This window comes from Janthinobacterium sp. BJB301 (assembly GCF_002735685.1).
GTDB classification, from domain to species: Bacteria; Pseudomonadota; Gammaproteobacteria; order Burkholderiales; family Burkholderiaceae_D; genus Janthinobacterium; species Janthinobacterium lividum.
Genome location: NZ_PDZJ01000004.1, coordinates 274,063 through 300,620, shown reverse-complemented (window position 1 = coordinate 300,620; position 26,558 = coordinate 274,063). Strand labels below are relative to the sequence as shown.

Annotated in this window: 17 protein-coding genes and 1 tRNA gene; 3 read left to right on the top strand and 15 right to left on the bottom strand. The window is 61.6% G+C overall.

Going from position 1 to position 26,558, the window contains the following annotated elements; all coding sequences use genetic code 11:
* Positions 1–58 precede the first annotated feature (58 nt).
* From CSQ91_RS23340 to CSQ91_RS23285, 12 genes are all read right to left on the bottom strand, one after another.
* Positions 59–2,416 (bottom strand): beta-L-arabinofuranosidase domain-containing protein, encoded by a 2,358-nt coding sequence (locus CSQ91_RS23340; protein ID WP_099389770.1) that lies wholly within the window; start codon positions 2,414–2,416, stop codon positions 59–61.
* 9 nt (positions 2,417–2,425) lie between these two features.
* Positions 2,426–3,460, bottom strand: coding sequence for an arabinan endo-1,5-alpha-L-arabinosidase (locus CSQ91_RS23335; RefSeq protein ID WP_257217452.1), 1,035 nt, complete (start codon positions 3,458–3,460; stop codon positions 2,426–2,428).
* A gap of 68 nt (positions 3,461–3,528) precedes the next feature.
* On the bottom strand, positions 3,529–5,073 hold the full coding sequence (locus CSQ91_RS23330; RefSeq protein ID WP_099389768.1) for an alpha-N-arabinofuranosidase: 1,545 nt from the start codon (positions 5,071–5,073) through the stop codon (positions 3,529–3,531).
* Between the two features lie 208 nt (positions 5,074–5,281).
* Positions 5,282–6,049: an SDR family NAD(P)-dependent oxidoreductase gene (locus tag CSQ91_RS23325; protein WP_099389767.1), complete on the bottom strand. Its 768-nt coding sequence runs from the start codon at positions 6,047–6,049 to the stop codon at positions 5,282–5,284.
* A gap of 86 nt (positions 6,050–6,135) precedes the next feature.
* Positions 6,136–7,713, bottom strand: coding sequence for an aldehyde dehydrogenase (NADP(+)) (locus CSQ91_RS23320; RefSeq protein WP_257217451.1), 1,578 nt, complete (start codon positions 7,711–7,713; stop codon positions 6,136–6,138).
* The gene (gene araD1, locus CSQ91_RS23315) at positions 7,710–8,702 is read right to left on the bottom strand and encodes an AraD1 family protein (protein WP_099389766.1); all 993 of its coding nucleotides are present in this window, start codon (positions 8,700–8,702) and stop codon (positions 7,710–7,712) included. Before araD1 ends, CSQ91_RS23320 begins: the two co-directional genes overlap by 4 nt.
* 12 nt (positions 8,703–8,714) lie before the next feature.
* A complete protein-coding gene (locus tag CSQ91_RS23310) occupies positions 8,715–10,457 on the bottom strand; it encodes an IlvD/Edd family dehydratase (RefSeq protein WP_070258439.1) in 1,743 nt (580 codons plus the stop codon).
* Positions 10,458–10,653: 196 nt separating this feature from the next.
* Complete coding sequence (locus tag CSQ91_RS23305) at positions 10,654–11,724, bottom strand: aldose epimerase family protein (protein WP_099389765.1); 1,071 nt, start codon at positions 11,722–11,724, stop codon at positions 10,654–10,656.
* A gap of 18 nt (positions 11,725–11,742) precedes the next feature.
* Positions 11,743–12,690: a glycoside hydrolase family 43 protein gene (locus tag CSQ91_RS23300; RefSeq protein ID WP_099389764.1), complete on the bottom strand. Its 948-nt coding sequence runs from the start codon at positions 12,688–12,690 to the stop codon at positions 11,743–11,745.
* A 24-nt stretch (positions 12,691–12,714) separates the two neighbouring features.
* Positions 12,715–14,067, bottom strand: coding sequence for an MFS transporter (locus tag CSQ91_RS23295; protein ID WP_099389763.1), 1,353 nt, complete (start codon positions 14,065–14,067; stop codon positions 12,715–12,717).
* Positions 14,068–14,176: 109 nt separating this feature from the next.
* The gene (locus CSQ91_RS23290) at positions 14,177–16,834 is read right to left on the bottom strand and encodes a TonB-dependent receptor (RefSeq protein WP_099389762.1); all 2,658 of its coding nucleotides are present in this window, start codon (positions 16,832–16,834) and stop codon (positions 14,177–14,179) included.
* Positions 16,835–17,261: 427 nt separating this feature from the next.
* Positions 17,262–17,337: transfer RNA gene (locus tag CSQ91_RS23285), tRNA-Arg, on the bottom strand.
* Between the two features lie 199 nt (positions 17,338–17,536).
* Between CSQ91_RS23285 and CSQ91_RS23280 the strand changes: the two genes are divergently transcribed.
* Entirely contained in the window at positions 17,537–18,100 is a 564-nt protein-coding gene (locus CSQ91_RS23280; RefSeq protein WP_070279983.1) for a c-type cytochrome, read from the top strand.
* Positions 18,101–18,236: 136 nt separating this feature from the next.
* Here the strand turns inward: CSQ91_RS23280 and CSQ91_RS23275 are convergent, their stop codons facing one another.
* From CSQ91_RS23275 to CSQ91_RS23265, 3 genes are all read right to left on the bottom strand, one after another.
* Positions 18,237–20,312, bottom strand: a complete 2,076-nt coding sequence (locus CSQ91_RS23275; protein ID WP_099389761.1) for a M13 family metallopeptidase — start codon at positions 20,310–20,312, stop codon at positions 18,237–18,239.
* A gap of 181 nt (positions 20,313–20,493) precedes the next feature.
* Positions 20,494–22,578, bottom strand: a complete 2,085-nt coding sequence (locus CSQ91_RS23270; protein ID WP_099389760.1) for a M13 family metallopeptidase — start codon at positions 22,576–22,578, stop codon at positions 20,494–20,496.
* Between the two features lie 154 nt (positions 22,579–22,732).
* Complete coding sequence (locus CSQ91_RS23265) at positions 22,733–23,317, bottom strand: hypothetical protein (RefSeq protein ID WP_099389759.1); 585 nt, start codon at positions 23,315–23,317, stop codon at positions 22,733–22,735.
* A gap of 324 nt (positions 23,318–23,641) precedes the next feature.
* Between CSQ91_RS23265 and CSQ91_RS23260 the strand changes: the two genes are divergently transcribed.
* Both CSQ91_RS23260 and CSQ91_RS23255 read left to right on the top strand, forming a co-directional pair.
* On the top strand, positions 23,642–25,084 hold the full coding sequence (locus CSQ91_RS23260) for a S41 family peptidase (RefSeq protein ID WP_070279980.1): 1,443 nt from the start codon (positions 23,642–23,644) through the stop codon (positions 25,082–25,084).
* 186 nt (positions 25,085–25,270) lie between these two features.
* On the top strand, positions 25,271–26,392 hold the full coding sequence (locus CSQ91_RS23255) for a beta-ketoacyl-ACP synthase III (protein WP_099389758.1): 1,122 nt from the start codon (positions 25,271–25,273) through the stop codon (positions 26,390–26,392).
* Positions 26,393–26,558 lie beyond the last annotated feature (166 nt).

Here is a 26,558-nt window from a genome sequence, read left to right as displayed (position 1 = left end):
CTTTTTCGCTTGCGATACCGATTTGCGTATCGGTATCGCCAGCAGAGTCCCTCTTCCCTCAGCGCAGCAAGCGCAGTCCGTACAGGCCGCCCGCCACGGAATCCTTGCCAGCGACAAATTTCACGCTGAGTTTGCCGTTGCCAGCCGCCACCAGGGCCTGGGGAATGGCGATATCGAGCGTATGCAGCTCTTGCGGCGCATCGGCCGCCACGGCGACCGTCTCGACCTTGATGCCGTTGATCAGGACGTCAAAGACGCGGCCCGCATCCAGGGTGGACAGGGTCAGGCGCAATCGCTTCGCTTCGGCTTGCGGGTCGCTCAGTTCATAGCTGAACCAGCCTGTCGCATGGCGCCAGTGCCTGCCCTTGTTGACGCCGTTTTCTCCGCCCTCGGCCTGGAAGAAATGGTCGGATTCCGGTTGCTGTTGCCCTGGCGCCACCTGGTCGATGGTTTGCGCGTCGAGCGTCAGGCGCTGCGCTTCCGCCTGCCGGGTGCTTTGCTGCAGCTGCGCCATCCTGGCCGGCGTGGACACGGGCCAGTACAGCATGTAGCGAGAGTCATGCAGGCGGAAGAACGGGATCAGTTTTATCTTCGCCGCATCCTTGCCCTGGATCAACCCGGGCGCCGTAAACGTCAGCGGCTGTCCCTTCACGGGACGGATTCTCCGCATGAAATCCTTCTCATCGCTGACGAACAGGGGCGACGATTCCAACGGACACACTTGCCCCTGGGCGATATGGCCCATGCGCGAGTCGTCGGCAAAGTAATTCAGGGCTTCATTGGCGAACGGCTGCGTCCTGGCGGCCAGCACGATGGGGCCATGCAGCACGGCGTAGTAATTCGACTGGTCCGGCATCTGTTCCAGGCGCGTGGTCATCGGCAGGGTCACGTCGACGGTGTCGCCGGACTTCCAGGCCCGCGTGATGGTCACGTACTCGCCCGGTGCGCCGTTCACGCGCATGGCCTTGCCGTTGAGCTTCAGGCGCAGCTTGCCTTTGGCTACCCACTGCGGGTAGCGGATCTTCATGCTGAAGGTTTTACTACCCTGCACGGTAATGCGCGTCGTGTCCTGGTCCGGAAACTGCGTGCTCTGGATAATCTTCACGCCCTGCTCTTTCCAGTCCAGCGTGGACGCCATGAACAGGTTCACGTACAGGGCGTCGCCTTCATGCGCGTAGATGAACTCGCCATACTTGGCCTGGCTTTCGATGCCGGATCCCACGCAGCACCACATGCCCTTGTCCACTTGCGAATACACGCGGTAGTGGTTCGGGCGCATGGGCGTGAAATACACGAAGCCGCCCGTGCCCGGGCGCTGCGACGACAGGATATGGTTGTACAGGGCGCGCTCGTAGTAATCCGCGTAGCGCACCTGCTCATCGCGGCGGAACAACTGCTCCGTGAGCTTGAGCATATTGTAGGTATTGCACGTTTCCGGCCCTTCGACCTCTTCCACCATAGCGGAAAAATCGTGCTCGTCATGAAAATGTTCCTTGACGCTATTGCCGCCGATGGCCACCGTGCGCTTGTCGTGCACGGTTTGCCAAAAGAATGTCGCCGCCTGCTGCCAGTCGCGCCGTCCCGTCAATGCACCGATACGCTCGAAGCCGATCACCTTCGGGATCTGCGTATTCGCATGCAGGCCCGTCAGCTTGTCTTGCCCCGCCGCCAGCGGCTGCAAGATCGCCTGGTGCGAAAAGCGCACGGCCAGGTCCATGTAGCGCTGCTCGCCCGTCATCGCGTAGACGTCGGCCAGTACTTCGTTCATGCCGCCATGTTCGGCGCGCAGCATGGCTTGCATCTGTGCATCGGTAAGCGAGGACGACAGATTCACGGCCCAGTCCGACAAGGCGATCAGCATGGCCTTCGCTTCAAGATTGCCGGCGTGCTGGTAGGCGTCGCGCAAGCCGGCGAACACCTTGTGCAGGTTGTACCACGGCACCCATTTACCATTGACGGAGAAGGTATCGGCCTGCAATTTTCCCTTGGCGATGGCTTGCCAGGCGGCATTGCCGTCGGGGATACCGCCCAGATAGCCGTTGCCATTGGCATCCTGGCATTTCTTCAATTCCACCAGCATGTAGTGGAGGTGTTCGCGCGCCTGCGCGTCGCCCGTCGATGCCACCATCAGCGCCAGCGCGGACAGGTAATGCCCGCCCATGTGGCCGTCCAGCCCTGTCGATTCCCAGTTGCCATAGCTGGACTGCACCTGCGGCAAGCCCGCCTCGCGGCGAAACGGCGCCAGCAATTTGTCAGGATCGAACGCCAGCAGATAGTGCAAGTCCGTCGTTTGCGCATCGAGAAACGGTCCCGCTTTCAAGCGCACGGACGAGAGGGGAAACAGCTCGGCTGCCTGCGCCGCAGGCGCGAACAGGCCGCCAGCGGCCAGCGCCAGCGTCAACAAGGTCTTGTGCATGGGGCGCCCTCAGGGTTTGGCGGCCGGCAGTTGGCGGCTTTGATAGCGGTTCAAGTCGCGCGCATCGATCTGCGGCCAGCCATCCTTGTCCCACGTCATGGGCAGGATCTTGAGCTTCTGCAAGTAATTGTCCGCCGTTTCGTAGGCGTGCAGCACCAGGTAATCCTTGCCATCGAAGGTGTAGGCGCTGTTGTGGCCCAGGCCCTTCCAGTCCTTGTCGCCTTGCAGCAGCACCGTGCCGCCGCCCTGCGCCATGTCGCGGCCATCCCTGTCCAGGTAGGGACCCGTCACGCTAGTCGAGCGGCCCACGGCCAGGTGGTAGGTACTTTTTTCCTTCTGGCAGCACAAGCCCCACGAGACGAACAGGAAGTAATCGCTGCCGCGCTGGAAGATGAACGGCGCTTCGATTTCCTCCGGTGCGGGCTTGAATTCGCCGGCCCTTGGCGGCAAGGGCACGCGTCGCGCCAGGGAATGCCACTCTTGCGGTTCCGCAATACGGGTCCAGTCGGGCGTCAGTTTCACCAGCTTGATGCCGTTCCAGAACGAGCCGAACGACATCCATGGCGTGCCCTTGGCATCGGTGATGATGTTCGAGTCGATGGCGTTCCACTCGTCGCGCTCGGGCACGGATTGCAGCAGCATGCCCTGGTCCACCCAGCGGTAGTCGGGCGAACGGGGATTCAAGGTGGTGTTGACGGTCACGCCGATGCCGGACGTGTTCTTGCCGAAGCCGGACACGGAGTAATACAGGTAATATTTTCCGTCATGGAATTGCACGTCGGGCGCCCAGATATGGTCGTCAAAACTGGGAGCGGCTGTTTTTGCCCACGTGGGCTGGCCCGCGAAGACGCGCCCTTCGGGCTGCCAGTCGACCATGTTTTTCGAACTGTAAAAGGTGATGCCGGGCCCCGTGCTGTACAGATAATACGTGTCGCCTTCCCTGGCCATCACGGGGTCGTGCACGCTGACCTGGGCCGCGTGCGCGGCAGCCATGATCGCCAGGGTGCCCAGGATGGCAGCCATGCCGCGGGTCAATGTATGCATCGTCTACTCCGATATGAATGGGCCGGCCCATCATGCGGGCCAGCCGGATGAATGACAAGGGGTAAAGACTATTCGACAGCCACCACCACCACGGCCTTGGCGGGCACCGACACGGTCAGCTTGCCGCCTTGCGCCTTGGCATTAAACGCCACCGGTTGTACGGCTTGCGGTTGCGCAAAGCTGTTGACGGCATCCATCTTGCCTGCGGTCAGCACGCGGCCATTCACGGCTGTCACTCTTTGACCTGCCAGCGCCACGCTCACGTCGACAGCCTTGTGCGGGTTGGTATTCACCAAGGACAAGTACACCTTGCCATCCTTGGCGCGCGCGGCCGAGGCGCTGACTTCAGGAATGCTGACCTTGCCCAGGCTGTACTTGCCATTGCCATTGATGGCGACCGGTAACGATGTGGCATCCTGGAACGGCACGTACATTTCAAACGCGTGATACGTGGGCGTGAGGAAATATTTATCCTTGTCGGTGATGATCATCGCCTGCAGCACGTTGACCATTTGCGCGATATTCGTCATGCGCACGCGGTCTGCATGGGCGTGGAAAATATTGAAGTTCAGGGCGGCGACGAGTGCATCGCGCAAGCTGTTTTGCTGGAACAAGAAACCCGTGTTGGTGCCCGGCTCCACGTCGTACCAGGTGCCCCATTCATCGACGTACAAGCCCGTCTTTTTCGATGGATCGTTCTTGTCGATGGCGGCGATATTGTTCTTGATCAAGCTATCGATGCGCTGGGTACGGCTCAGGGTGGAAATCCACTCATTTTCGCCAAAGCCCGTGGCGGCGCCCTTCTTTTCCCACACGCCGGTCGGCACCGTGTAGTAGTGGAAACTGATGGCGTCCATCATGTTCGGCTTGATTTCGCGGCTCAGGGTGCTGGACCAGCTGATGTCGTCGTCATTGCCGCCGCTGGCGATGAATTTCGGGCGCGCGCTTTCCGGCGTCTTCATGAAGGTGTGATAGTGCTTGTACAGGTCGGCGTAGTACTGCGGGCGCATATTGCCACCGCAACCCCAGGCTTCATTGCCGATGCCAAAGTAATCGACTTTATACGGCTGGGCGCGGCCATTCTTGCGGCGCAGCTCGGCCAGGGTGGACTTGCTGTCCGACGTCATGTATTCGAGCCATTCGGACATTTCCTGCGGCGTGCCGGAACCGAGGTTGCCGTTGATATAGGTTTGCGCGCCCAGCAGCTCGGCCAGGTCGAAGAATTCGTGCGTACCGACGGCGTTCGACTCTTCCACGCCGCCCCAGTTGGTATTGACCTTGGTCGGACGCTGGGCGCGCGCGCCGATGCCATCCTTCCAGTGATATTCATCGGCAAAGCAGCCGCCCGGCCAGCGGACCAGGGGCACGTGCAACTGCTTCAGCGCGCCCAGCACGTCATTGCGCCAGCCCTTGGTGTTCGGAATGGGCGAGTCCGGCCCCACCCACATGCCTTCGTAGATACCGGTACCCAGGTGCTCGGCGAACTGGCCATATACGTTCTTGTTGATCACGGGACCGGGCTTGGCCACGTCGATGGTGACGCTGACGGGCGCGGCAAAGGCGCTGCCGGCGACCAGGCTGAGGGCCGCGATGCTGGTGTTGATGAATTTCATGCTGTCTCCTGTTTTTAAGTGAAAAGCAAGGGCCGGAATCAAGCCGGCAATGGATGTGGCGATGCCTCTCCTGCTACGGAGTGGGAGGCATACACGAATGGGGTAAGGCGGGAAGGCCCGCGGCCGACAAAACGCCCAGGGCTAGGCGCAGCGTCGAAGACAGTACGCTAGTACGGCGAGACGCTGCAACAACGCCCTGGACGTTTTGTCAGACCCAGCCGGCGTCGACGATGAATTCTTGGGAGGAGCACATCGCGCCGTCATCGGAGGCCAGGAACAGCACCATGGCGGCGATGTCCTGCGGCATCAGCTTGCTTGGCAAGCATTGGCTTTTCTTGATTTCCACTTCGGCCGCGTCGTCTACCCACAGGTCGATCTGGCGCTGCGTCATGACCCAGCCCGGCGTGACCGTGTTGACGCGGATATTGTGGGCGCCATAATCGCGCGCCAGGCCCCGCGTGAGGCCCACGACGGCCGCCTTGGTGGTGGCATACACGGGGTAGCCGCCCGACTTCATGTGCCAGGAAATCGAGCTGACATTGATGATGGAACCGCCGCCCTTGCGCTTCATGCCTTCGAAGACGGCCTGGCACGTGAAGAACATCGGACGTTGATTGATCGCAATGCGCTCGTTCCAGTATTCCAGGGTGACGTCCTGCGCCTGGTGACGCTGGTCGTTGGCGGCATTGTTGACGAGGATATCGAAGTCGCCCAGCTCGCCTGCCAGTTCGGCCATGACGGCTTGCAAGGAACCAATATCCGTGATGTCGCAATGGCGGAACAAGGGCGCCGTCAGGCCCGCTTCGGCCAGGCGGCGGCACAGAGCCTCGCTCGCTTCCACGGCGATATCGACAAACGCCACCAGCGCGCCCTGGGCGGCAAATTCCGCCACCAGGGATTCGCCGATGCCGCTGCCGCCACCCGTGATGAACACGCGCTTGCCCTGCAAGCTGCCATATTTCGCCAATTGCTTCATCTTGTCTCCACCTGTTTATTTTTTACATACAACGTGCAACACAAGCCGGCGCGGCAAGACCCGTTGGCCCCGCCGCGCAGCAGGTTTTAGTCCTTGCCCAGCACGCCATCGTGACGGCGCCAGATCCCCAGCGGATTATCATCGCGCAACGACTCCGGCAGCAAGTCCTGCAGCAGGTTCTGGTACGACACGGGACGCAGGAAGCGGTTGATGGCTGCCGTGCCCACGGACGTGCTGCGGCCATCGGACGTGGCCGGGAACGGGCCGCCGTGCACCATGGCCGTCGACACTTCCACGCCGGTGGGGAAACCGTTGGCCAGGATGCGGCCCACGCGGCGTTCCAGCACAGGCAGCAGTCGGCGCGCATCTTCCAGGTCGCCCGCATCCATCTGCAGGGTGGCCGTCAGCTGGCCTTCCAGGCTTTCCGTGATCGCCAGCAACTGTTGCATGTCGCGGCAAGCCACCAGCAGGGAGGCGGGACCGAAGACTTCGTCGCGCAAGTCATGCTTGGCCAAAAACGCTTCCCCCGAAGTGACGAACAGGGCGGCGGCGCCCTTGCCTTCGTCGCCCGTATTTTGCACCAGCGGCGTCACATCGGCGTGCTGCGCCAGGGCGGCGACGCCCTTGGCATAGCTGCTGGCAATACCAGCCGTCAACATGGTGGCGGCAGGCGCAGGCGCCAGCGCTTCGGCGGCAGCGGCGGCAAAGGCCGTAAAGTCGGCGCCTTCCAGGCCCAGCACGAGGCCGGGATTGGTGCAGAACTGGCCCACACCCATGGTCAGCGAGGCGGCAAAACCGCTGGCGATCGCCGCGCCGCGGGCGGCCAAGGCTTGCGGCAGCACAAACACGGGGTTGATGCTGCTCATTTCCGCATACACGGGGATCGGTTGCGGACGTTCCGCCGCCACCTTCATCAGGGCGATGCCGCCCGAACGCGAACCCGTAAAGCCCACGGCCTGGATGGCCGGATGGGCCACCAACGCCTGGCCGATGCCATTGCCCGTTCCCGTCAGCAAGGCAAACACGCCGGCCGGCAGCTTGCAGATGGCAATCGCTTTCACGATAGCGCGCGCCACCAGCTCCGACGTGCCAGGGTGGGCCGAGTGGGCTTTCAGCACGACAGGGCAGCCGGCAGCCAAGGCCGAGGCCGTATCGCCACCGGCGACGGAGAAGGCCAGCGGGAAGTTACTGGCCGCAAACACGGCGACGGGGCCCAGGCCGATCATGCGCAAGCGCAAATCAGGACGCGGTGGCACGCGGTCAGGCAGCGGGCTGTCGATGCGCGCATCCGTCCACGAGCCTTCCCGCAGCAAGCCGGCGAACAGTTTCAGCTGACCGACCGTGCGGCCGCGTTCGCCTTCCAGGCGCGCGCGCGGCAAGCCGCTTTCCGTCATGGCGCGCACGATCAGGTCGTCGCCCAGTTCGAGGATTTGCGCGGCAATGGTGTCGAGGAAATCGGCGCGTTCCGCATCCGTGGTGGCACGGAACGGGTCGAACGCGGCTTGCGCCAGGCGGCAGGCTGCGTCGATTTGCGCTACGTCAACCATGTGGAAGGCAGGCGCGATGTGCGCGCGCGCAGCCGGATCCCAGGCTTGGAAGGAGCCGCCATTGCCCTGGACGGCAACGCCGCCGATCAATGCATCACCGGTGATATTCAAGCTCATAATGTGCTCACTTTCGCAAATTCGGTTGGGAAGACGTCGAGGCGGTTGCGCAAGGCGGGGCCAAAGGCCGGCGCTTCGATTTCAAAGGTTTCGCCCGGCGCCACGCTCACGCCATCGGCAAAGCTCAGGGTGGCCGTACCGAAGAAGTGCACATGCACGTCGCCAGGGCGCTTGAACAGCGGATACTTGAAGTGGTGGTGTTCCAGGTTGGCAATCGTGTGCGACATATTCTCTTCGCCGCTGACAAACGCCTTTTCCCAGCGCACATTGCCAGCCGCATCGAGCACGCGCGAGGCGCCGGCGATATGCGCGGGCAATTCGCCCACCAGCAGGGCCGGCCCGACGCTGCAGGCACGCAGTTTCGAGTGGGCCAGGTACAGATAGTTCTGGCGTTCCGTGATGTGGTCCGAGAATTCATTGCCGATGGCGTAGCCGACGCGGTAGGGCTGGCCATCGTCGCCGATCACGTACAGGCCGGCGATTTCCGGCTCCTCGCCGCCATCGAGGGCAAAGTCCGGCATGCGCAGCGGCTGGCCGCCGGCGCGCACGATGGAACCGTCGCCTTTGTAGAACCATTCCGGCTGGGCGCCGGCCGTGCCGTCAGTCGGCTTGCCGCCTTCCACGCCCAGGCGGAACATTTTCATGGAGTCGCTCAGGGACTCCGCATCGCCGCCGATCTTCTTGTGCATGGCGTCGCGCGCGCCGGCGCTGCCCAGGTGGGTCAGGCCCGTGCCCGTCACGTAGCAGTGCGCCTCGTCCGCGTGGTCGAGCGGCGGCAGCACACGGCCGCCGGCGGCCACGTCCGCATAGGAATGCGTGGTGTTGCCGACAGTAGCATTGACCAGTTCCGCCAGGCTGACCTTCTTGCGGATGGCGTCTTGCGCCAGCGCATACGTCGTGTTGTAGCCTTCGATGACGCGGATCTGGTCGTCTTGCAGCAGGCCGACCAGGCGGCCGCCATGTTCATTCGTAAATTGCAGCAACAGCATGAGATTCTCCGCTTAGTGTGAGTGGCGCGGCACGGCGGAACCGCGATTGCCGACCAGGAAGTCGAAATCGCAGCCTTCATCGGCCTGCAACACGTGTTCGATGTACAGCTGCTGGTAGCCGCTCTTCGGCCCGGGCGCGCTGCCCAGTTCGCGGGCCGCCAGGCGCTCGGCGATTTCCGCGTCGCTGATGTCGATATTCAGGCTGCCGTTGTGGCAATCGAGGGCGATCATGTCGCCATCGCGCACGATACCCAGCGGGCCGCCCGCCATGGCTTCCGGCGCCACGTGCAAGACGACGGTGCCGTAGGCGGTGCCGCTCATGCGCGCATCCGAGATGCGCACCATGTCGGTGATGCCTTGCGCCAGCAGTTTCGGCGGCAAGCCCATGTTGCCCACTTCAGCCATGCCCGGATAGCCTTTCGGACCGCAGTTCTTCATCACCAGCACGGAGTTCGCATCCACATCCAGATCCGGATCAACGATGCGGGCCTTGTAATGCTCGAAATCTTCGAACACGACAGCCTTGCCGCGGTGCTGCATCAGGTGCGGCGAAGCGGCCGACGGTTTCAGCACGGCGCCGCGTGGCGCCAGGTTGCCGCGCAGCACACAGATGCCGCCATCGGCCAGCAGCGGGTTGTCCAGGGTGCGCACCACTTCATCGTTGTAGATCGGCGCTTCGACGCAGTTGTCCCACAGCGACTTGCCGTTGACGGTCAGCGCATTCTTGTGCGGCAACAAATCGCCTTCCCCCAGGCGGCGTATCACGGCCGGCAAGCCGCCCGCATAGTAAAACTCTTCCATCAGGAAACGGCCCGACGGCAGCAGGTCGACGATGGTCGGCGTGCCGCGGCCCACACGGGTCCAATCTTCCATTTCCAGGGGCACGCCGATGCGGCCGGCAATCGCTTTCAAATGGATCACGGCATTGGTCGAGCCGCCGATGGCGGCGTTGACCTTGATGGCGTTTTCAAACGCTTCGCGCGTCAGCACTTTCGACAGGCGCAGGTCTTCGTGCACCATTTCGACGATGCGGATGCCCGACATATGCGCCAGCACGTAGCGGCGCGAATCGACGGCGGGGATGGCCGCATTGTGCGGCAGCGACGTGCCCAGCGCTTCGGCCATGCTGGCCATCGTCGAGGCCGTACCCATGGTGTTGCAGGTACCGGCCGAGCGCGACATGCCCGATTCGGCCGACATGAACTGGTGCAAGGTGATGGAACCGGCCTTCATCTGCTCGTGCAGCTGCCACACGGCCGTACCGGAACCGATATCCTTGCCATTCAGTTTGCCGTTCAGCATGGGGCCGCCGCTGACGACGATGGTGGGGATGTCGACGCTGGCCGCGCCCATCAGCAGCGCTGGCGTGGTCTTGTCGCAGCCGACCAGCAGCACGACGGCGTCCATCGGATTGCCGCGGATCGATTCTTCCACATCCATCGAGGCCAGGTTGCGCGTCAGCATGGCCGTCGGGCGCAAATTCGATTCGCCATTCGAGAAGACGGGGAATTCCACCGGGAAACCGCCCGCTTCCAGGATGCCGCGCTTGACGTGTTCGGCCAACTGGCGGAAATGGGCGTTGCAGGGAGTCAGTTCGGACCAGGTATTGCAGATGCCGATGATCGGCTTGCCGTGAAACTCGTGGTCAGGTATGCCCTGGTTTTTCATCCAGCTGCGGTACATGAAGCCGTTCTTGTCCTGCGAGCCGAACCACTCGGCAGAGCGCAGGGCAACCTTCTTTTTTGTCTCAGACATGCCATTCTCCTGGTTGTGCCATGCCGGATCTAATGTCGTCGGCCCGGGCAGCGATGTTGGAATACTAAAGAATCCTGCCATGCCTTTCCAATCAATTTTTAATGCGTTCCGATATCGAAAACGGTATCAGCATCCCCCAATGAAAACGCCCTGCGCGCACGTGGCGGCAGGGCGCAGGCTGTTTTGGCCGGGGTGCTTACTCGGCGGAAAAGCGATACACGGTTTGCGTCCGATACTCCTGACCCGGTCGCAAAATCGTACTGGGGAAGTGGGACTGGTTCGGCGAATCCGGGAAATGCTGGGTTTCCAGGCATAGCGCGCCGCGATAGCTGTTGGCGCGCAGCTTGCCGGGCTGGCTGCCGTCGAGGAAATTGCCCGAATAAAACTGGACACCGGGCTCCTGCGTGTACACCTGCATCACCCTGCCCGATTGCGGATCGCGCACGGTGGCGGCCAGCTTCAGCCCTTGCTCCGCCTGTTGATTCAGCACGAAGTTATGGTCATAGCCGCGGCCGATGCCCAGCTGCTCATGCGGCAGGGCGATGCTGTCGCCGATGATGGTGCTCTGGCGCAAATCGAACGGCGTGCCAGTCACGTCCGCCAGCTCACCCGTGGGGATCGACCCCGCGTCCACGGGCAGGTAGCGGTCCGCGTTGATGGACAGCGCGTGGCCGAGGATATCGCCCTGCCCCGCCAGATTAAAATAGCTGTGGTTGGTCAGGTTGACGGGCGTGGCCTGGTCCGTGATGGCATGGTAGCGCAGGCTCAGCGCATTGTCGTTGTCCAGTTCGTACACGACGGTGACGTCCAGCTTGCCCGGGTAGCCGTCTTCGCCGTGCGGGCTGCTGCGCGTGAACGTGACGCCGACCACATCATCCCTGGTGAACGGCTCGGCCTGCCACATGACCTGGTGAAAGCCCTGATTGCCACCATGCAAGTGGTTTGGCGCATTGTTGACGGCCAGCTGGTAATCCTTGCCGTCGAGGCTGAAACGCCCCTGCGCGATGCGGTTGCCGAAGCGGCCGATGACGGCGCCCAGGAAAGCGCTGTTGTGCAGATACGGTTCGATGCGCTCGAAACCGAGCACCACGTCGGCAAAGCTGCCGTCGCGGTCCGGCACGTGGATTTCGCTGATGATGGCGCCAAAGTCGAGCACCTTGACTTGCATGCCCTGGCGGTTCGTCAGGGTAAATACGCTGACGTGCTGGCCATCAGGCAGGATGCCAAACGGCGCTTGCGTCACTGAAACAGAATCAACTGGGGTCATGGCGTCGGGTCCGTAACGTTACAGGGTCGATGAGCGGCCAAACACGGGCATGCCTTGCGCATCCCAGCGCAGCGGTTTGACAAACGTGTGGCGATCCGGGTTCCACAGCGGGTCGCCGACGATTTCCGTGTAGGTGCGGGCATGGTACACCAGCAATACGCCGTCGCCGTCGTCGGCCGTCGTGAAACTGTTGTGGCCGGGACCGTAGATGCCGTGCTCATAGCAGGTGGCAAACACGGGCTCGGGCGACTTGCTCCACGAGAATGGATCGAGCAAGTCGGCGGACGCGTCAGCCCACAGCAAGCCCATCGCGTAATTTTCATCGGTGGCGCTGGCAGAATAGCTGATAAAAATCTTGCCATTGCGCTTCAGCACGGACGGTCCCTCGTTGACCCAGAAGCCGCGGATTTCCCAGTCGAATTCCGGTTTGCTCAGCATCACGGGCGGGCCGGCCAGCTGCCACGGCGTGGCCATCGGCGCGATGTACAGGTTGGAATTGCCTTCGATGGCGACATCCTTCTGCGCCCACAGGTAGTACAGCACGCCGTCGTGCTCGAACGTGGTGGCGTCCAGGCAAAAGGTGTCGATGCCCGTGTCTATCTGCCCCATGAATTCCCATTCGCCTTCGAGCGGATTGGCGTTGGTATTGCGGATCGCATACATGCGGTGCTGGAACAGTTTATGTTTGATCTCGCGGCTCGGCGCGGCAGCGAAATACACATACCAGGCGCCCTGGTTGAAGTGCAGTTCCGGCGCCCATACCAGTTCGCTGTACGGCCCCGTTTCCGGCTTGTGCCACACGTCGACCGTTTGCGCGTCCGCCAGGCCGGCGATGCTGTCGGCGCGGCGCAGCTCGATGCGGTCGTACTGCGGCACGGAGGCCGTAAAATAATAATAGCCGTCGCTGTGGCGATAGATATGCGGGTCAGCGCGCTGTTCGATCAGCGGTTTCAAGACGTCTGCCATGTTGCTTGCTCCATTCAGTTATTCTTACGCGGCGACAAAACCGCGCTTGTGCATCTCTACCTTCACGCCGCTGTAGTACGCATCGCTGATGCGGTACTTGAACATCAGCAAACCCATCAGCAAGTGAAAAAAGCCGGGGATGATCGACAGCATCAGGGCGATGCCGTTCAGGGCGAATTGCGTTTGCTCATGGTTGGGCTGGTAGTCGAAATACGCCAGCAGCACGCCCACCAGGCCACCCGCCACCGCCATGCCCGCCTTCTGGCAGACGGAAATGCCGCCAAAGGCGAAGCCGGAGACGCGCTTGCCCGTCTTGACTTGACCGTAATCAATGGTTTCCGCAATGGCCGACCAGAACACGGGCGCATGCAAGTCCACCACAAAGGACAGCAGGAAATACAGGGCGAAGGCCAGCACGGTGTCGCTCGGCTTCACAAAGAAATAGATCGCCAGGCTGATCAGCGCGACGCCGATCTGCGTGTAGCGGAACAGTTTCACCTTGCAATAGAACTTGGTGATCCAGGTCGAAGCGATCATGGCCAGGATGGCGGCCACCACGCCGGTCGTGAGGAAGGCGGCCACCGTTTCCGTGCTGCCGCCCAGATAGTATTTCGCGTAATAAATGGCGACGGAGCCGCGCACCACATAGCCGATGGTGCCCGTGACGCACACGCCGCACAGCACCAGCCACTGATCGTTCTGCAGCAGCACTTTCAATTGCTCGAGCAGCGATTGCTTTTCCACCACGTGCACGACCCGCTCGGTGGTGGAGAAATAGCAGAACAGGAACAGGGCCACGCCCATGACGGCCATCACGGCCATGGCCGCCTGGTAGCCGACGGCCGGGTTGCCGCCGCCCCAGCGCTGCGACAGGACCGGCACGACGATGGTCACCATGAAGGCGCCGATCTTGGCGAAGAACAGGCGGTAGCCGTTGGCCGACAGGCGGTCCTGCGGGTCGCTGGTCAAGCCGCTGATCAGGGAAATATACGGGATGCCCACGCCGGCCGTCATGATCGTCATCAGGATATACGTGGAATATGCCCAGATCAGCTTGGCGTCATACTGCCATTCGGGCGTGCTGAAGACAAAGAAGACGCTGACGCCATACGGCACGGCCAGCCACAGCAGATACGGCCGGTAGCGGCCCGAGGCAAAGCTGTAGCGGTCGGTGATCTGGCCCATGACCAGGTCGGCGATGGCGCCGATGACTTTCACGGCCACGAACAGCAGGGCCAGGTCGGTGGTTTTCAAGCCATAGATATCGGTATAGAAAAAGGTGATGATCAGCATCATCGACGAGATGACGACATTGAGCGCCATGTCGCCGGCGCCGAAGCCGACCTTTTCAACGGTGGATAATTTTTGCGTCTCCATGCTTTCCGTCCATTCTTTTTATGATGAATCGTGCGTGACTGTCCAACTGACAGGGGCGTTGCCGGCCGAAACCATGGCAACGCCCTTGATTGTTTACTGTGCGATCAACTTACATTTTCCAGCGTAAAGAAAGACCTACCGTGCGGTCATAGCGGCGCGTATCGCGCGCATACACGCCCGGCTCGTTCCAGTAATCCTTGAACTTGGTGTCGAGCAAGTTATTGCCATCGAGGGTCACCGTGAACTGCTCGTTGATCTTGTACGACAGCGAACCGTCGAGCTGGGCCGTCGGCGCCACTTTCAAGTCCAGGCCGGGGCCGCCCTGGTTGTAGCTGTCGATGAATTTCGAGCGCCAGTTGTAGGCCAGGCGGCCCGACCACGCGTCTTTTTCATACAGCAGCACCAGGTTGTAGGCGTAGCGCGACACGCCCGTGATGGCATGGCTGCCCGTCTCGTCATCGGTGGTGCCACTCATGTAGGTGCCGTTCGCCTGCAAGCCCAGGCCGCTCAACAGGCCCGGCAAGCCGTCATAAAACTGCTGGTAGCCAATTTCCAGGCCCTGCAGCTTGCCGGCGGCCGTGTTGTACGGGCGGTCCACGTCATAGGTCTTGCCACCGATGGTTTCGCTGGAAATGCGTTGCTGGATATAGCCGTCGAACTTGTGGTGGAACACGGTGGCCGTCACGGAACCGGCTGGCGCGAAATACCATTCCAGTGCCGCGTCAACATTGTCGCCCGTCACCGGTTTCAAGTTCGGATTGCCGCCCGCGCCCGTCGCTTTCACCGTTTCCGTCGAGTTGACCAGGGCCACGCCCGGGTTCAGCTGGGAAAAGCCCGGACGGCTGATGGTGCGGCCGGCAGCGAAGCGGCCGACCAGGTCGGCGCGCAGCTTGATTTTCAGGGCCACGCTCGGCAGCACGTCAGTGCTGGCCGTGTCGCTGATGACGGGCGTGTAGACGCCATCTTGCGAACTGTTGCCTTGCAGGCTTTGCTCGGTACGCACGACGCGCACGCCCAGGGTACCGTCGACAGGGTAGGCACCCAGCTTGAAGGCGATCTTCGCCTTGGTATAGATGGAATACGTCTTTTCCGTGTCCTTGAAGAACGAACCCGGGTCCATGGCGCGCGCCGCGCTGCTGCCCGTGACGGCTTCGCGGATGGTGCCCGTGTTATTGAGCAGGAAGCTGGCGCACGGCGTGTACCACTGCTTCAAGCCATACTCGGGGCCGCCGCTGGACATCGGTTCCGACAGGCAATTGAGGCCCGGAATCGACGTCACGCTCTGACGGCCAAACGGAAACGCGGCGCCGGACACGTCCGGTGCTTCCGCATTGCCCTCGAAACTCTTGATCGATTCGGCTTCGCGCTTCACGCCGCGCAGGCCGACGCTGATTTCCTTGAAGATGCCGCCGGCACTCGGCGTGTACGCCAGGTCGGCGCGCAAGTCGTTCGAGCTGCCCTGGTCACGGCCGTAGCGGTCGAAAAAGCCCTTCAGATAGTAATTCGACGGGTCTTGCAAATCGATGCCCGTGTAGTCGACGTGCAAGGTGCCATTCTGGTTGGTATTGATGCGGGCATTCGGCACGACGGTGATGGCATCGAGAATCGGGTTGCGCCAGGCATAGGTACTTTTGGTGCTGGCCACTTCCGACGTGAAACGCCATTCCGGGTTGATATCCCACAAGCCACCGACGGCAAATTGATGCGTCTTCGTCTGGTTCTTGTTCGCCTGCGTCGACATGATGGTGTTGACGTTGGTGGAAGTGAGCGTTTGCAGCTGGTCGGTGCCGGGAATCTTTGTAGCCGACACGGGCGTGCCCCACCATGGCAAGCCGACAAAGTAGTCGGACTCGGCATCGAGCAGGAAACGCGTGGCCATGCCTTCCGCGTACAGCTCGACGTCGGCGTTCGGGCGCCATTGCAGCACGGCATTGGCGGTGCTGCGGCGGCGGTCGCCCTTGATCGGCAGCAAGCCCACTTGGTCCGGCCCCGTCAAACCGGGCGACAGGAAACTTTTATCCACGGGCGCCGTATTGAATGCGCGCTCTTCATGGTAACGGTGCTGCTGCTGCGACAAGCCCAGCAGCGCGCCCACTTCGCCGATGCCCGTCTTCCAGCGGTTAGCCACCATGCCGCTGATGTTCGGGTCCGTGGCTTTCGATTTGTCGCTGTAGACGGCGCGCGTGTTCACGCTGGCCGTGAACTCCTTGAAGTCGAACGGGCGGTTGGTGCGCACGTCGATGATGCCGGCCACGCCGCCTTCGACCTGGTCCGCGCCCTGCGATTTGTACACGTCCACGCGCTGCAGCATGGTGGCGGGAATGTCGGCCAGGTTGACGTAGCGCCCCGTGGTGGTGAACAGTTCGCGGCCATTGAGCAGGGTCGTGACATCGCGCAAGCCGCGGATCATGACGGCACTGGCCTCGCCCGAATCGCGGCGGATCTGGATGCCGGAGATGCGCGCCAGGGTCTCGGCTACATTGTTATCAGGGAATTTGCCGATGTCGTCGGCGACGATGGAATCGATGACCTGGTCCGAGCGCATCTTGATCTGCTGCGAATTTTGCGCCGAACGGCGCACGCCGCTGACGGTCACGACCGACACTTCCGCAGCAGGCTCGGCACTGGCATCGGCCACCACCGCCTCCTGCGCCCATACCGAAGCCGTGCTCAGCAGGCCAATACCGGCCAATGCCGCAACGGCTGCCTTCAAGGTGAATGGACGAGGGGAAGTGGCCGCGAGCGGGCCGGTGGCGTTGCGCATCATGAATCTCCAGATATTGTATTGATATTTTTTGTGCTGCTTGCATGTCGTTCGCATGCTCGGCGTTTATCTTAGGGGCTGGGCGATAATCTCTCCAATCAATTTTTCCACTGTTTCGATATCAATTTTGATATCGGCGGTTAGCGGACTTTGGAGGTTGCAAACGGACAACGGCAGGGGCGTCAGGGGCGTTTTCGGAAGGTGACGCACAAAAAAGTGGCAGTATCGACATGTGGTGGCACACGGTGCCCATGGCGAGCAGAAACAGTCACGTGCCGAGGCAAGCGTCGTTCTCGCACGAAAGTGTGGAGGTATTGGATTCGCACGCTGCGCAGCGTCACAGTCCCTGCCGGGTTGAAGTCACAATGGAGAACACGGCATGCAGCCGCATGGCAATGCTGGCTGGATAAAACGGGAGTCTTGATTTGTCTGGTGCGGCTGGCGGGGATCGAACCCACGACCCTTGGCTTCGGAGGCCAATACTCTATCCACTGAGCTACAGCCGCGTAGGGGGAATTTCTGAAGTGATGCGAAGGATACCGTTTTTCTTTACCTACGTCTACGGAAACTGTCGTATCGCTGGCAATTGCATGTCACTGCTCAATTTTTGTGCCTATAATTGTGGGTTTCATAAAGGTTTACATCCAGGCATGTAAAAATGCTACCTTACACGGCCATCAGTTTCAAATCTGGACTAAGGACATCATGAGCGACGCACATAACGAACAACAATCAGCGATCAAAACGCCTAAACAATTGCTTGCCGCCGTAGCTGGCTTCTTCCTCATCACCGTCATCGGCATCATCCTGCTGGTGCAGTTCGTCACGGCGCAAAAACTGACGGGCGCCGGTACGGACAGCCAGTCGCCGGAAGCCATTGCCGAGCGCTTGAGTCCGGTTGCCAATGCCGGCTTCACCTTCAAGGATGCCAGCGGTCCGAAAGTGCTGCAAAGCGGCGAAGCCGTCTACACGGCGACCTGCGTGGCTTGCCATGGCGCCGGCGTGGCCGGTGCGCCGAAGTTTGGCGATGCGGGCGGCTGGTCGGCACGCCTGGCCCAGGGCTACGATACGGTCCTGAAACACGCCATCGAAGGCTTGCGCGCGATGCCGGCCAAGGGCGGCAATCCCGACCTCGACGATGTGGAAGTGGCGCGCGCCGTCGTCTACATTGCCAATGCGTCGGGCGGCAAGTTCAAGGAACCGGAAGTGCCGGCACCAGCCGCTGCCGCTGACGGCGCTGCCGCACCAGCCGCGGAACCTGCCAAGTAAGCAGCTGCTCGCAGTAGCAAGAAACCGCCCGGATGGGCGGTTTTTTTTTACCCGCAGTTTGCGCCAGATCACACGGCGTAAAAAAGCCGCCCGGCTTGATGCGGGGCGGCTCGGTACTAGCGCGTCAGAACTGCTGTTACCACATGATGACGCGGTCTTTCGGTGGCAGATACATCTTGTCGCCCGGTTTCACGTCGAAGGCCTGGTAGAAGCCGGGCTGGTTGCGCATGGTGCCGTTGGCGCGGAACTGGCCTGGCGAGTGCGGGTCCGTTTTCAGCAAGACCAGCTGCTGCGCTTCGCGCATCTTCATGCGCCAGACCTGGGCAAAGCCAGCGTAGAAGCGCTGCTCGCCCGTGAAGCCGTCGATGACGGGAGCTTGCTTGCCGTTCAGCGACAATTTGTACGCTTTATAGGCAATGGCCACGCCGGAATTGTCGGCGATATTTTCGCCCAGGGTCAGTTCGCCGTTGACGAAGTGGCCCTTGACGGGGCTGAAGCTGTTGTACTGCGCCACCAGCTGCTTGGTTTTCTTGGCGAAGTTTTTATGGTCGGCCTTGGTCCACCAGTCGCGCAGGTTGCCGTCGCCGTCGTACTGGGCGCCCTGGTCGTCGAAGCCGTGGCTGATTTCATGGCCGATGACGCCGCCGATGGCGCCATAGTTGACGGCGTCGTCCGCGTTGGCGTCGAAGAACGGCGCTTGCAGGATGGCGGCCGGGAAGACGATTTCGTTCAGCTCAGGGTTGTAATAAGCGTTCACGGTCTGCGGCGTCATGCCCCACTCGTCGCGGTCGATGGGCTGGCCCAGCTTGTTCAATTCGCGGTTGTAGTTCAGCAGGTGCGAACGCTGGATGTTGCCGATCAAATCGTCCGGCGCCACCGTCAGGCCCGAGTAATCGCGCCATTTGTTCGGATAGCCGATCTTGGTGGTGAACTTGGCCAGCTTGATCTGCGCCTGTTTCTTGGTGACAGGGCTCATCCAGTCGAGCTTGTCGATGCTTTGCTTGTAGGCCGTCATCAGGTTTTTCACCAGCGCTTCCATGCGCACCTTGCGCTCGGCCGGGAAATATTGCTCCACGTACAGCTGGCCCACGGCTTCGCCCAGCGCGCCTTCGACGGCGCCCACGCCGCGTTTCCAGCGCGGACGCATTTCCGTCACGCCCGTCAGGGTGGTGCCATAGAACGCGAAGTTTTCATCGACATACGCTTTCGGCAGGTAGCCGGCGTTAGCGTGCAGCAAGTGCCACTGGAAATACGCTTTCCACGTGTCGAGCGGGGTCTTGTTGGCGATTTCGGCAAAACCCTTCAGGTAGCTGGGCTGGCTGACGATCACGTAATTGACCTTGCCGGCAATGCCCGTGTCCTTCAGGTAGCGGGCCCAGTCGTAGCCTGGCGCCACGGCGGCCAGTTTCGCCAGTTCCACCTTGTTATAGGTCTTGACGGGGTCGCGGTTCTGCACATTGCTCCATTGCGCCTTGGCCAGCTCCGTTTCCAGCGCCACAATGGCTTTCGCGTTGGCGGCAGCGTTCGCGTCGCCGGCCAGGCTCAGCATTTTTTCCACGTGGGCCAGGTATTTGGCGCGCGTGTCGGCCTTGCCTGCTTCCAGGTAGTAGTCGCGGTCAGGCAAGCCCAGGCCGCTCTGCACGATGTCGGCCACGTACTTGGTGGAATCCTTGGCGTCCTGGTGAATGCCGAAGTCGTAAGGCGAGGTCACGCCCAGCTTGCTGAAATGGGCGATCACGGCAGGCAACTCCGCCTTGTCCTGCAGCGCGGCGATCTTCGCCAGCTCCGCATTCAAGGGGGTCAGACCCAGGCTTTCCAGCTTGGCTTCATCCATGAAGCTGTTATAGAAATCACCGATCTTCTGGGCATTCGAGCCGGCCGCGCGGGCCTTGTCGGCGGCAGCGCCTTCGACGATGCCGCGCAGCTGCGTTTGCGTATCGTCGGCCAGCTTGGCAAAGCTGCCCCAGCTCGACTTGTCGGCAGGAATCACGGTTTCCGCCAGCCATTTGCCATTCAGGTGCTGGAACAGATCGTCCTGCGCGCGCACGGCAGGATCGACGTATTCGACGGCGATGCCGGACGTCAGCGCCGCGCCGGCGACGGCCGTGGCGGGAGCGGCGGCGGTTTTCTTGGCCGCATCAGCGGCGCCAGCCATGCCGGACACGCCGGCCAGCAAACTCAGGGTCAATGCACTTAACAAATAACGATTCACGGTTGTCCTCAATATTGTATTGTGTGGAATATAAGGGTCAGAAGGCCCAAGGCTTCTGGCCCGGTTTTTGACTGTAGCATACCGGCCGAAACGACAGAAAAAACTTTGGCCAGAATGCAAAAAAGACCACGCGAGTGGTCTCTTTTGTTGTTACAGGATTACGTTTTCATCGAGGCTGGGCTTACCAGATGATCACGCGGTTTTCCGGTGCGACATACATCTTGTCGCCCGGTTTCACGCCAAACGCTTCGTAGAAGCCAGGCTGGTTGACCATGGTGCCATTCGCGCGGTACTGGCCCGGCGAATGCGGGTCGGTCTTGATCTGCACGATCTGCTGCGCTTCGCGCATCTTGCTGCGCCATACCTGGCCAAAGCCCATGTAGAAACGCTGGTCGCCCGTCAAGCCGTCCAGCACGGGCGCCGGCTTGCCGCCCAGCGAGATTTTATAGGCTTTGTAGGCGATCGCCACACCCGAGTTGTCGGCGATATTCTCGCCCAGCGTCAGGGCGCCGTTGACGTGGTAGCCCGGCAAGGGGCTGTAACCGTCATATTGCTTGGTCAGCGCGTCGGCCTTGGCGGCGAAATTCTTGCCGTCGGCCGGGGTCCACCAGTCGCGCAGGTTGCCGTCGCCATCGGACTGGCTGCCCTTGTCGTCGAAGCCGTGGCTGATTTCATGGCCGATGACGGCGCCGATGGCGCCATAGTTGACGGCGTCGTCCGCGTTGGCGTCAAAGAACGGCGGCTGCAGGATCGACGCGGGGAAGACGATTTCATTCATCGTCGAGCTGTAATAGGCATTCACCGTTTGCGGCGTCATGCCCCACTCTTCGCGGTCGATCGGCTTGCCCAGCTTGGCCACCTGGCGCGCGGAACCGAAGTTGGCGGCGCGCATCATGTTGCCCACCAGGTCGCCCTGGACGATTTGCAGCTTCGTGTAATCGCGCCATTTGTTCGGATACGCGATCTTCGGCGTGAACTTGGCCAGCTTGGCTTGCGCTTCCTTCTTGGTTTCCGGGCTCATCCAGTCCAGGGTGTCGATGCTGTCCTTGTAGGCGGCCAGCACGTTTTTCACCAGCTCCTGCATGTGCGCCTTGCGTTCTGCCGGGAAATATTGCGCGACATACAGTTTGCCGACGGCTTCGCCCAGCACGCCTTCGACGGCGCCCACGCCACGCTTCCAGCGCGGCTGGTTTTCCGTCACGCCGCTGAGCACCGTGCCGTAGAAGGCAAAGCTTTCATCGACGAAGTTTTTCGACAGGTAGCTGGCATAGCTGCGCAACAACTGCCATTCGAAATACGCTTTCAGGGTATCCAGGTCGGCAGACGCGAGCACCTTGTTGTAGCCGGCCAGGTAGCTCGGCTGGTTGACGATGACGTAGTCGACCTTGTTGGCGATGCCCAGGGCGGCCAGGCCGGACTTCAGGTCGTAGCCCGGCGTCAGGTCGTTCAGCTTGTTGATGTCGGTCTTGTTGTAGCGTTTGACGGGGTCGCGGTTCTCGACCTTGGTCCATTGCACTTCGGCCAGGGCCGTTTCCAGCGCCACGACAGCCTTGGCGCGGGCGGCGGCGTTCTTGTCGCCCGCCATGGCCAGCATTTTTTCCACGTGCGCCTGGTATTTTTCCTTGACGCCAGCCTGCTTGGCTTCCAGGTAGTAGTCGCGGTCCGGCATGCCCAGGCCGCTTTGGCTCACATACGCCGCATATTTCGTCGAAGCACGGGCATCCTGGCCCACGTAGACGGCGTATGGCGTAGCCACGCCCGTCTGGCTCAGGTGGGCGATCAGGGCGGGCACGCCCTTCTTGTCGCGCAGCGAGCGGATGCGGTTCAGTTCACCGGCCAGCGGCTTCGTGCCCAGCGCCTCGAGCTTGGCTTCATCCATGTAGCTGGCGTACAGGTCGCTGATTTTCTGCGCTTCGGAACCGGCCTTCCTGTTCTTGTCCTTTTGCGTGGCTTCGATGATGCCGCGCAACTGTGGCGTGGTGTCATCGCGCAGCTTGGCGAACGAACCCCAGCTCGACTTGTCGGCAGGAATCTCGGCCGTGGCCAGCCACTTGCCGTTCAAATGGGTGAAGAAATCGTCCTGCACGCGCACGGCGGGGTCGATGTACTGCACATCGATACCGGAAACGACGCCGGCGGCGGCAGGTGCGGAAGGTGCGACGCCGGGCGCCACGGTCGGGGCGGCAGCGGCGGATACGGGTTCGGCGGCATGGGCAAACGCAGCCAACAGGGTCAGGGTCAGACTGCTCAAGAGATAGCGATTCACGGATTGTCCTTATGGGGCATGTCAAAAAGACCGGGCGGATGGCTTCGGGCGGATAGCCTGCCGCGCCAGGCGCTGCAGGAATGTAGCACGCGAGCATGCCTTTTGACCATCCTTGCCCCTTGGTTGCCCCCCAGCGCCTGCCCTCTGCTTACCCTCAGTTGCCGGGCAAGGTGATACCGGCGCCCCCGCTGCCCATGCTCACGCCCGCGCCGCCCATGCCCCCCTTGCCGCCCTTGCGCCCGCCATGCTCGCCACCGGGCGCGCCGCGCGATTCGCTGCGGGGCGCGGCGGCGTCCATCACGCGCGCCATCTGGCCGGCGATGAACTGGGCCACCATCTGGCGCTGGTTCTCGTCGAGGGCATCGTTGACGCTCAGCCACCATTCGCGCAGCTGCTTTTCTTCGGCCAGGCTCTGCGTGCTTTCCGTGTCCAGGCCGGCGAGCAAGTCGCGCAACTCCAGCCGCGGCGCCTGCAAACCCTGCGTCACGCCCGCTTGCAGGCGTTCGCGGCGCGCCTTGCGTTCGCGCAACAGCTGGCGCGATTTCCCTTCCACCTGCTGCCACAAGGTGGTTTGATTCGCATTGAGCTTCAATTCCGTCCTGAAATCGGGCGCCATCGGCAGCAAGTCTTCCAGGCGCATCTCGGCAATCGGCACGGCCGAGGCGGTCAAGGCGGTGGTACCCAGCAGCAAGGCCAGGCCGAGACGGCGCACGGCGGGGGAAAAGGTCAACGAGGTCATGGGGGCTCCGGATAAAAAAAAGCCTGCGTCCGCAGACGCAGGCAAAACCACTTCGGGTCGAGAATGCGAGTCCACTATAGGGCCGCCGCACACGCTTTTTTTCGACTCTTACAAATGCTTACTCCCCTCAAGAGTAACTATACATCGCATACAAAACCGCAACATATGGCAAGCTGGCAGCCCCGTTTTCGCGCGTAGACTGGGCCCAGACACGCTTTTTCCACGGCCGGCCCACGCCGGCAGAGATTCAGGTCTATACTTTCAGGAAAGCGCCGCTCCACGGGGACTGGCGCTTGTGCAAGACACGCTAGCTGCAAAGGTGCAATGATGGGCAAACTCAAAAATACCGGCTTGATCGGCCTGGGCGTGGTGGCCGGCGTCGCCGTGTCGCTGCAATTTTCCGCCATGGCGCAAAAGACCGTCGAGCCGCCCCTGCCGCTGGAAGAGCTGCGCCAGCTGGCCGACGTATTTGGCCTGATCAAGTCCGATTATGTCGAGCCGGTGGAAGACAAGAAACTGCTGGAAGACGCCATTTCCGGCATGGTCGCCTCGCTCGACCCCCATTCCGCCTACCTGGACAAGAAAGCCTACGCCGAGCTGCGCGAAGGCTCCGAAGGCAAGTTCGTCGGCCTGGGCATTGAAATCGGCCTCAGCGAAGACGGCTACATCAAGATCGTCTCGCCCATCGAGGATTCTCCCGCCTACCGCGCCGGCATCAAGGCTGGCGATCTGATCACCCGCCTCGATGGCCAGCCCGTGAAAGGCGTCAGCCTGGACGACAACGTCAAGCGCATGCGCGGCGAACCGGGCACCAAGGTGTCGCTGACGATTGCCCGCAAGGATGAACCGCAGCCGCTGGCCTTCACCATCACGCGCGAGGAAATCCACCAAAAGAGCGTGAAGGCGAAGATCGTCGAGCCTGGCTACGCCTGGTTGCGCGTGTCGCAATTCCAGGAACCGACCGTCGACGACATGGCCGCGCAGATCACGGCGTTATACCAGCAAGACCCGAACATCAAGGGCATGGTGCTGGACCTGCGCAACGATCCGGGCGGCGTGCTGCAAGGCGCCATCGGCGTCTCGGCCGCCTTCCTGCCGAAGGACGCGGCCATCGTCTCGACCAACGGCCAGTTGCCGGACTCGAAACAGGTGTTCTACGGCCGCGCCGAATACTATACCTTCCGTTCGGAAGGCGACGCCCTGGCGAAATTGCCGGCAGCCATCAAGAAAGTGCCGTTGGTGGTGCTCGTCAACACGGGGTCGGCCTCGGCCTCGGAAATCGTCGCCGGCGCCCTGCAGGATTACAAGCGCGCCACCATCATCGGCACGCAAACCTTCGGCAAGGGTTCCGTGCAAACCATCCGCCAGCTGACAGCCGACACGGCCGTCAAGCTGACGACGGCCCGCTACTACACGCCGAACGGCCGCTCGATCCAGGCCAAGGGCATCGTGCCCGACCTGCTGGTCGATGAAAATGCGGACGGCGACGGCCTCAACGGCTTGCGCATCCGCGAAGCGGACCTGACCAAGCACCTGAGCAACGACCGCGACCAAGAAAGCGCCAAGGCCGCGCCAGTCAACGACGAGATGGAAGAGCAATTGCGCATCATCGCCCTGGAAAAGACCCGCAAACCGCTGGAATTTGGCAGCAAGGACGATTTTCAATTGCACCAGGCGCTGAACCACCTGAAGGGTCTGCCGGTGCAGCTGGCCAAGGCCGAACCGGTGGTGGTGCAGGCCGACGTCAAGAAAGAACAGAAGAAATAAGCAGCAGCGCCAGCATCACAGGGGGGCGCAATGCCCCCCCGGTCACCCGTCCACGCGACAAAAATCAATCTTCCGCCACACATCGCCCTGCCCCGTAACACGAAACTCTCTACAGTCGAGCCCGTTTGTGTAAAATTTGCTTCACTTATCGGCATCGCGCCGATTGCCAAATTTGAAAGCTTAACCATGAAACAAGTCGTCATCAGCGGTACCGGACTGTACACGCCGCCATTTTCGATCTCCAACGAAGAGCTGGTCACCTGCTTCAATGCCTACGCTGAAAAGTTCAATGCCGACAACGCCGACGCGATCGCCGCGGGCACAGTGACGGCGCTGGACCTGTCGAGCGTGGCCTTCATCGAAAAGGCGTCCGGCATCAAGTCGCGCTTCGTGATGGAAAAGGAAGGCATCCTCGATCCGGCGCGCATGGTCTCGCGCATCGCGGAACGGGGCGATGATGAACTGTCCCTGCAAGCGGAAATGGCGGTTGCCGCCGCGCGCGACGCCTTGGCGCGCGCGGGCCGCACGCCAGCCGATATCGACATGGTACTGGTGGCTTGCAGCAATATGCAGCGCGCCTACCCGGCGATGGCCGTGGAAGTGCAGGATGCGCTGGGCATAGACGGTTATGGTTTTGACATGAACGTGGCGTGCTCGTCCGCCACCTTCGGCATCCAGCAAGCCGTGGCCGCCGTGCAAAGCGGCCAGGCGCGCGCCGTGCTGGTGTTGAATCCCGAAATCACCAGCGGCCACCTGAACTGGCGCGACCGCGACAGCCATTTCATTTTCGGCGACGCCTGCACGGCCATCATCGTGGAAGCGAAAGACACGGCCGTGTCCAAGCACCAGTTCGAGATCATCGGCACGGAACTCAAAACGCGCTTCTCTAACGCCATCCGCAACAATTTCGGCTTCCTCAACCGTTTTGACGAGTCCGGCGTGGGCCAGGCCGATAAATTATTCCGCCAGCAAGGCCGCAAGGTCTTCAAGGAAGTGTGCCCGATGGCCGCCGAGATGATCAAGGCGACCCTGGCCAAGGCCGGCGTGGAAGTGGCGCAAGTCTCCCGCTACTGGCTGCACCAGGCCAACCTGAACATGAACCTGCTGATCGCGCGCCTGATCCTGGGCCGCGACGCGGAAGCGAACGAAGCGCCCGTGATCCTCGATACCTACGCCAACACCTCGTCGGCCGGTTCCATCATCGCCTTCCATAAGTATCAGGATGACATGACGGCGGGCGCCACGGGCGTCATCTGCTCGTTCGGCGCCGGTTATTCCATCGGCTGCGTGATCGTGCGCAAGGTGTAAAGACACGGGGTGGCATAGGGTGGAATCCTTGAATTAGGAGAAGATCCGGGTGGATGACATGCGTTCGTGGCCACCTGGACGAAGATAGTGCACAGGTTTTTTGCAATAAAGCCGCAGGAACCTTCCGGCAGGGGCTTTGATGCGTTTATACTTGGTCGCTGAGCAA

Excerpts from the sequence above, each read along its gene's own strand:
- CSQ91_RS23340 (WP_099389770.1), bottom strand. The coding sequence starts at position 2,416 with ATGCACAAGACCTTGTTGACGCTGGCGCTGGCCGCTGGCGGCCTGTTC.
- CSQ91_RS23335 (WP_257217452.1), bottom strand. The coding sequence starts at position 3,460 with ATGCATACATTGACCCGCGGCATGGCTGCCATCCTGGGCACCCTGGCG.
- CSQ91_RS23330 (WP_099389768.1), bottom strand. The coding sequence starts at position 5,073 with ATGAAATTCATCAACACCAGCATCGCGGCCCTCAGCCTGGTCGCCGGC.
- CSQ91_RS23325 (WP_099389767.1), bottom strand. The coding sequence starts at position 6,049 with ATGAAGCAATTGGCGAAATATGGCAGCTTGCAGGGCAAGCGCGTGTTC.
- CSQ91_RS23320 (WP_257217451.1), bottom strand. The coding sequence starts at position 7,713 with ATGAGCTTGAATATCACCGGTGATGCATTGATCGGCGGCGTTGCCGTC.
- araD1 (WP_099389766.1), bottom strand. The coding sequence starts at position 8,702 with ATGCTGTTGCTGCAATTTACGAATGAACATGGCGGCCGCCTGGTCGGC.
- CSQ91_RS23310 (WP_070258439.1), bottom strand. The coding sequence starts at position 10,457 with ATGTCTGAGACAAAAAAGAAGGTTGCCCTGCGCTCTGCCGAGTGGTTC.
- CSQ91_RS23305 (WP_099389765.1), bottom strand. The coding sequence starts at position 11,724 with ATGACCCCAGTTGATTCTGTTTCAGTGACGCAAGCGCCGTTTGGCATC.
- CSQ91_RS23300 (WP_099389764.1), bottom strand. The coding sequence starts at position 12,690 with ATGGCAGACGTCTTGAAACCGCTGATCGAACAGCGCGCTGACCCGCAT.
- CSQ91_RS23295 (WP_099389763.1), bottom strand. The coding sequence starts at position 14,067 with ATGGAGACGCAAAAATTATCCACCGTTGAAAAGGTCGGCTTCGGCGCC.
- CSQ91_RS23290 (WP_099389762.1), bottom strand. The coding sequence starts at position 16,834 with ATGATGCGCAACGCCACCGGCCCGCTCGCGGCCACTTCCCCTCGTCCA.
- CSQ91_RS23280 (WP_070279983.1), top strand. The coding sequence starts at position 17,537 with ATGAGCGACGCACATAACGAACAACAATCAGCGATCAAAACGCCTAAA.
- CSQ91_RS23265 (WP_099389759.1), bottom strand. The coding sequence starts at position 23,317 with ATGACCTCGTTGACCTTTTCCCCCGCCGTGCGCCGTCTCGGCCTGGCC.
- CSQ91_RS23260 (WP_070279980.1), top strand. The coding sequence starts at position 23,642 with ATGATGGGCAAACTCAAAAATACCGGCTTGATCGGCCTGGGCGTGGTG.
- CSQ91_RS23255 (WP_099389758.1), top strand. The coding sequence starts at position 25,271 with ATGAAACAAGTCGTCATCAGCGGTACCGGACTGTACACGCCGCCATTT.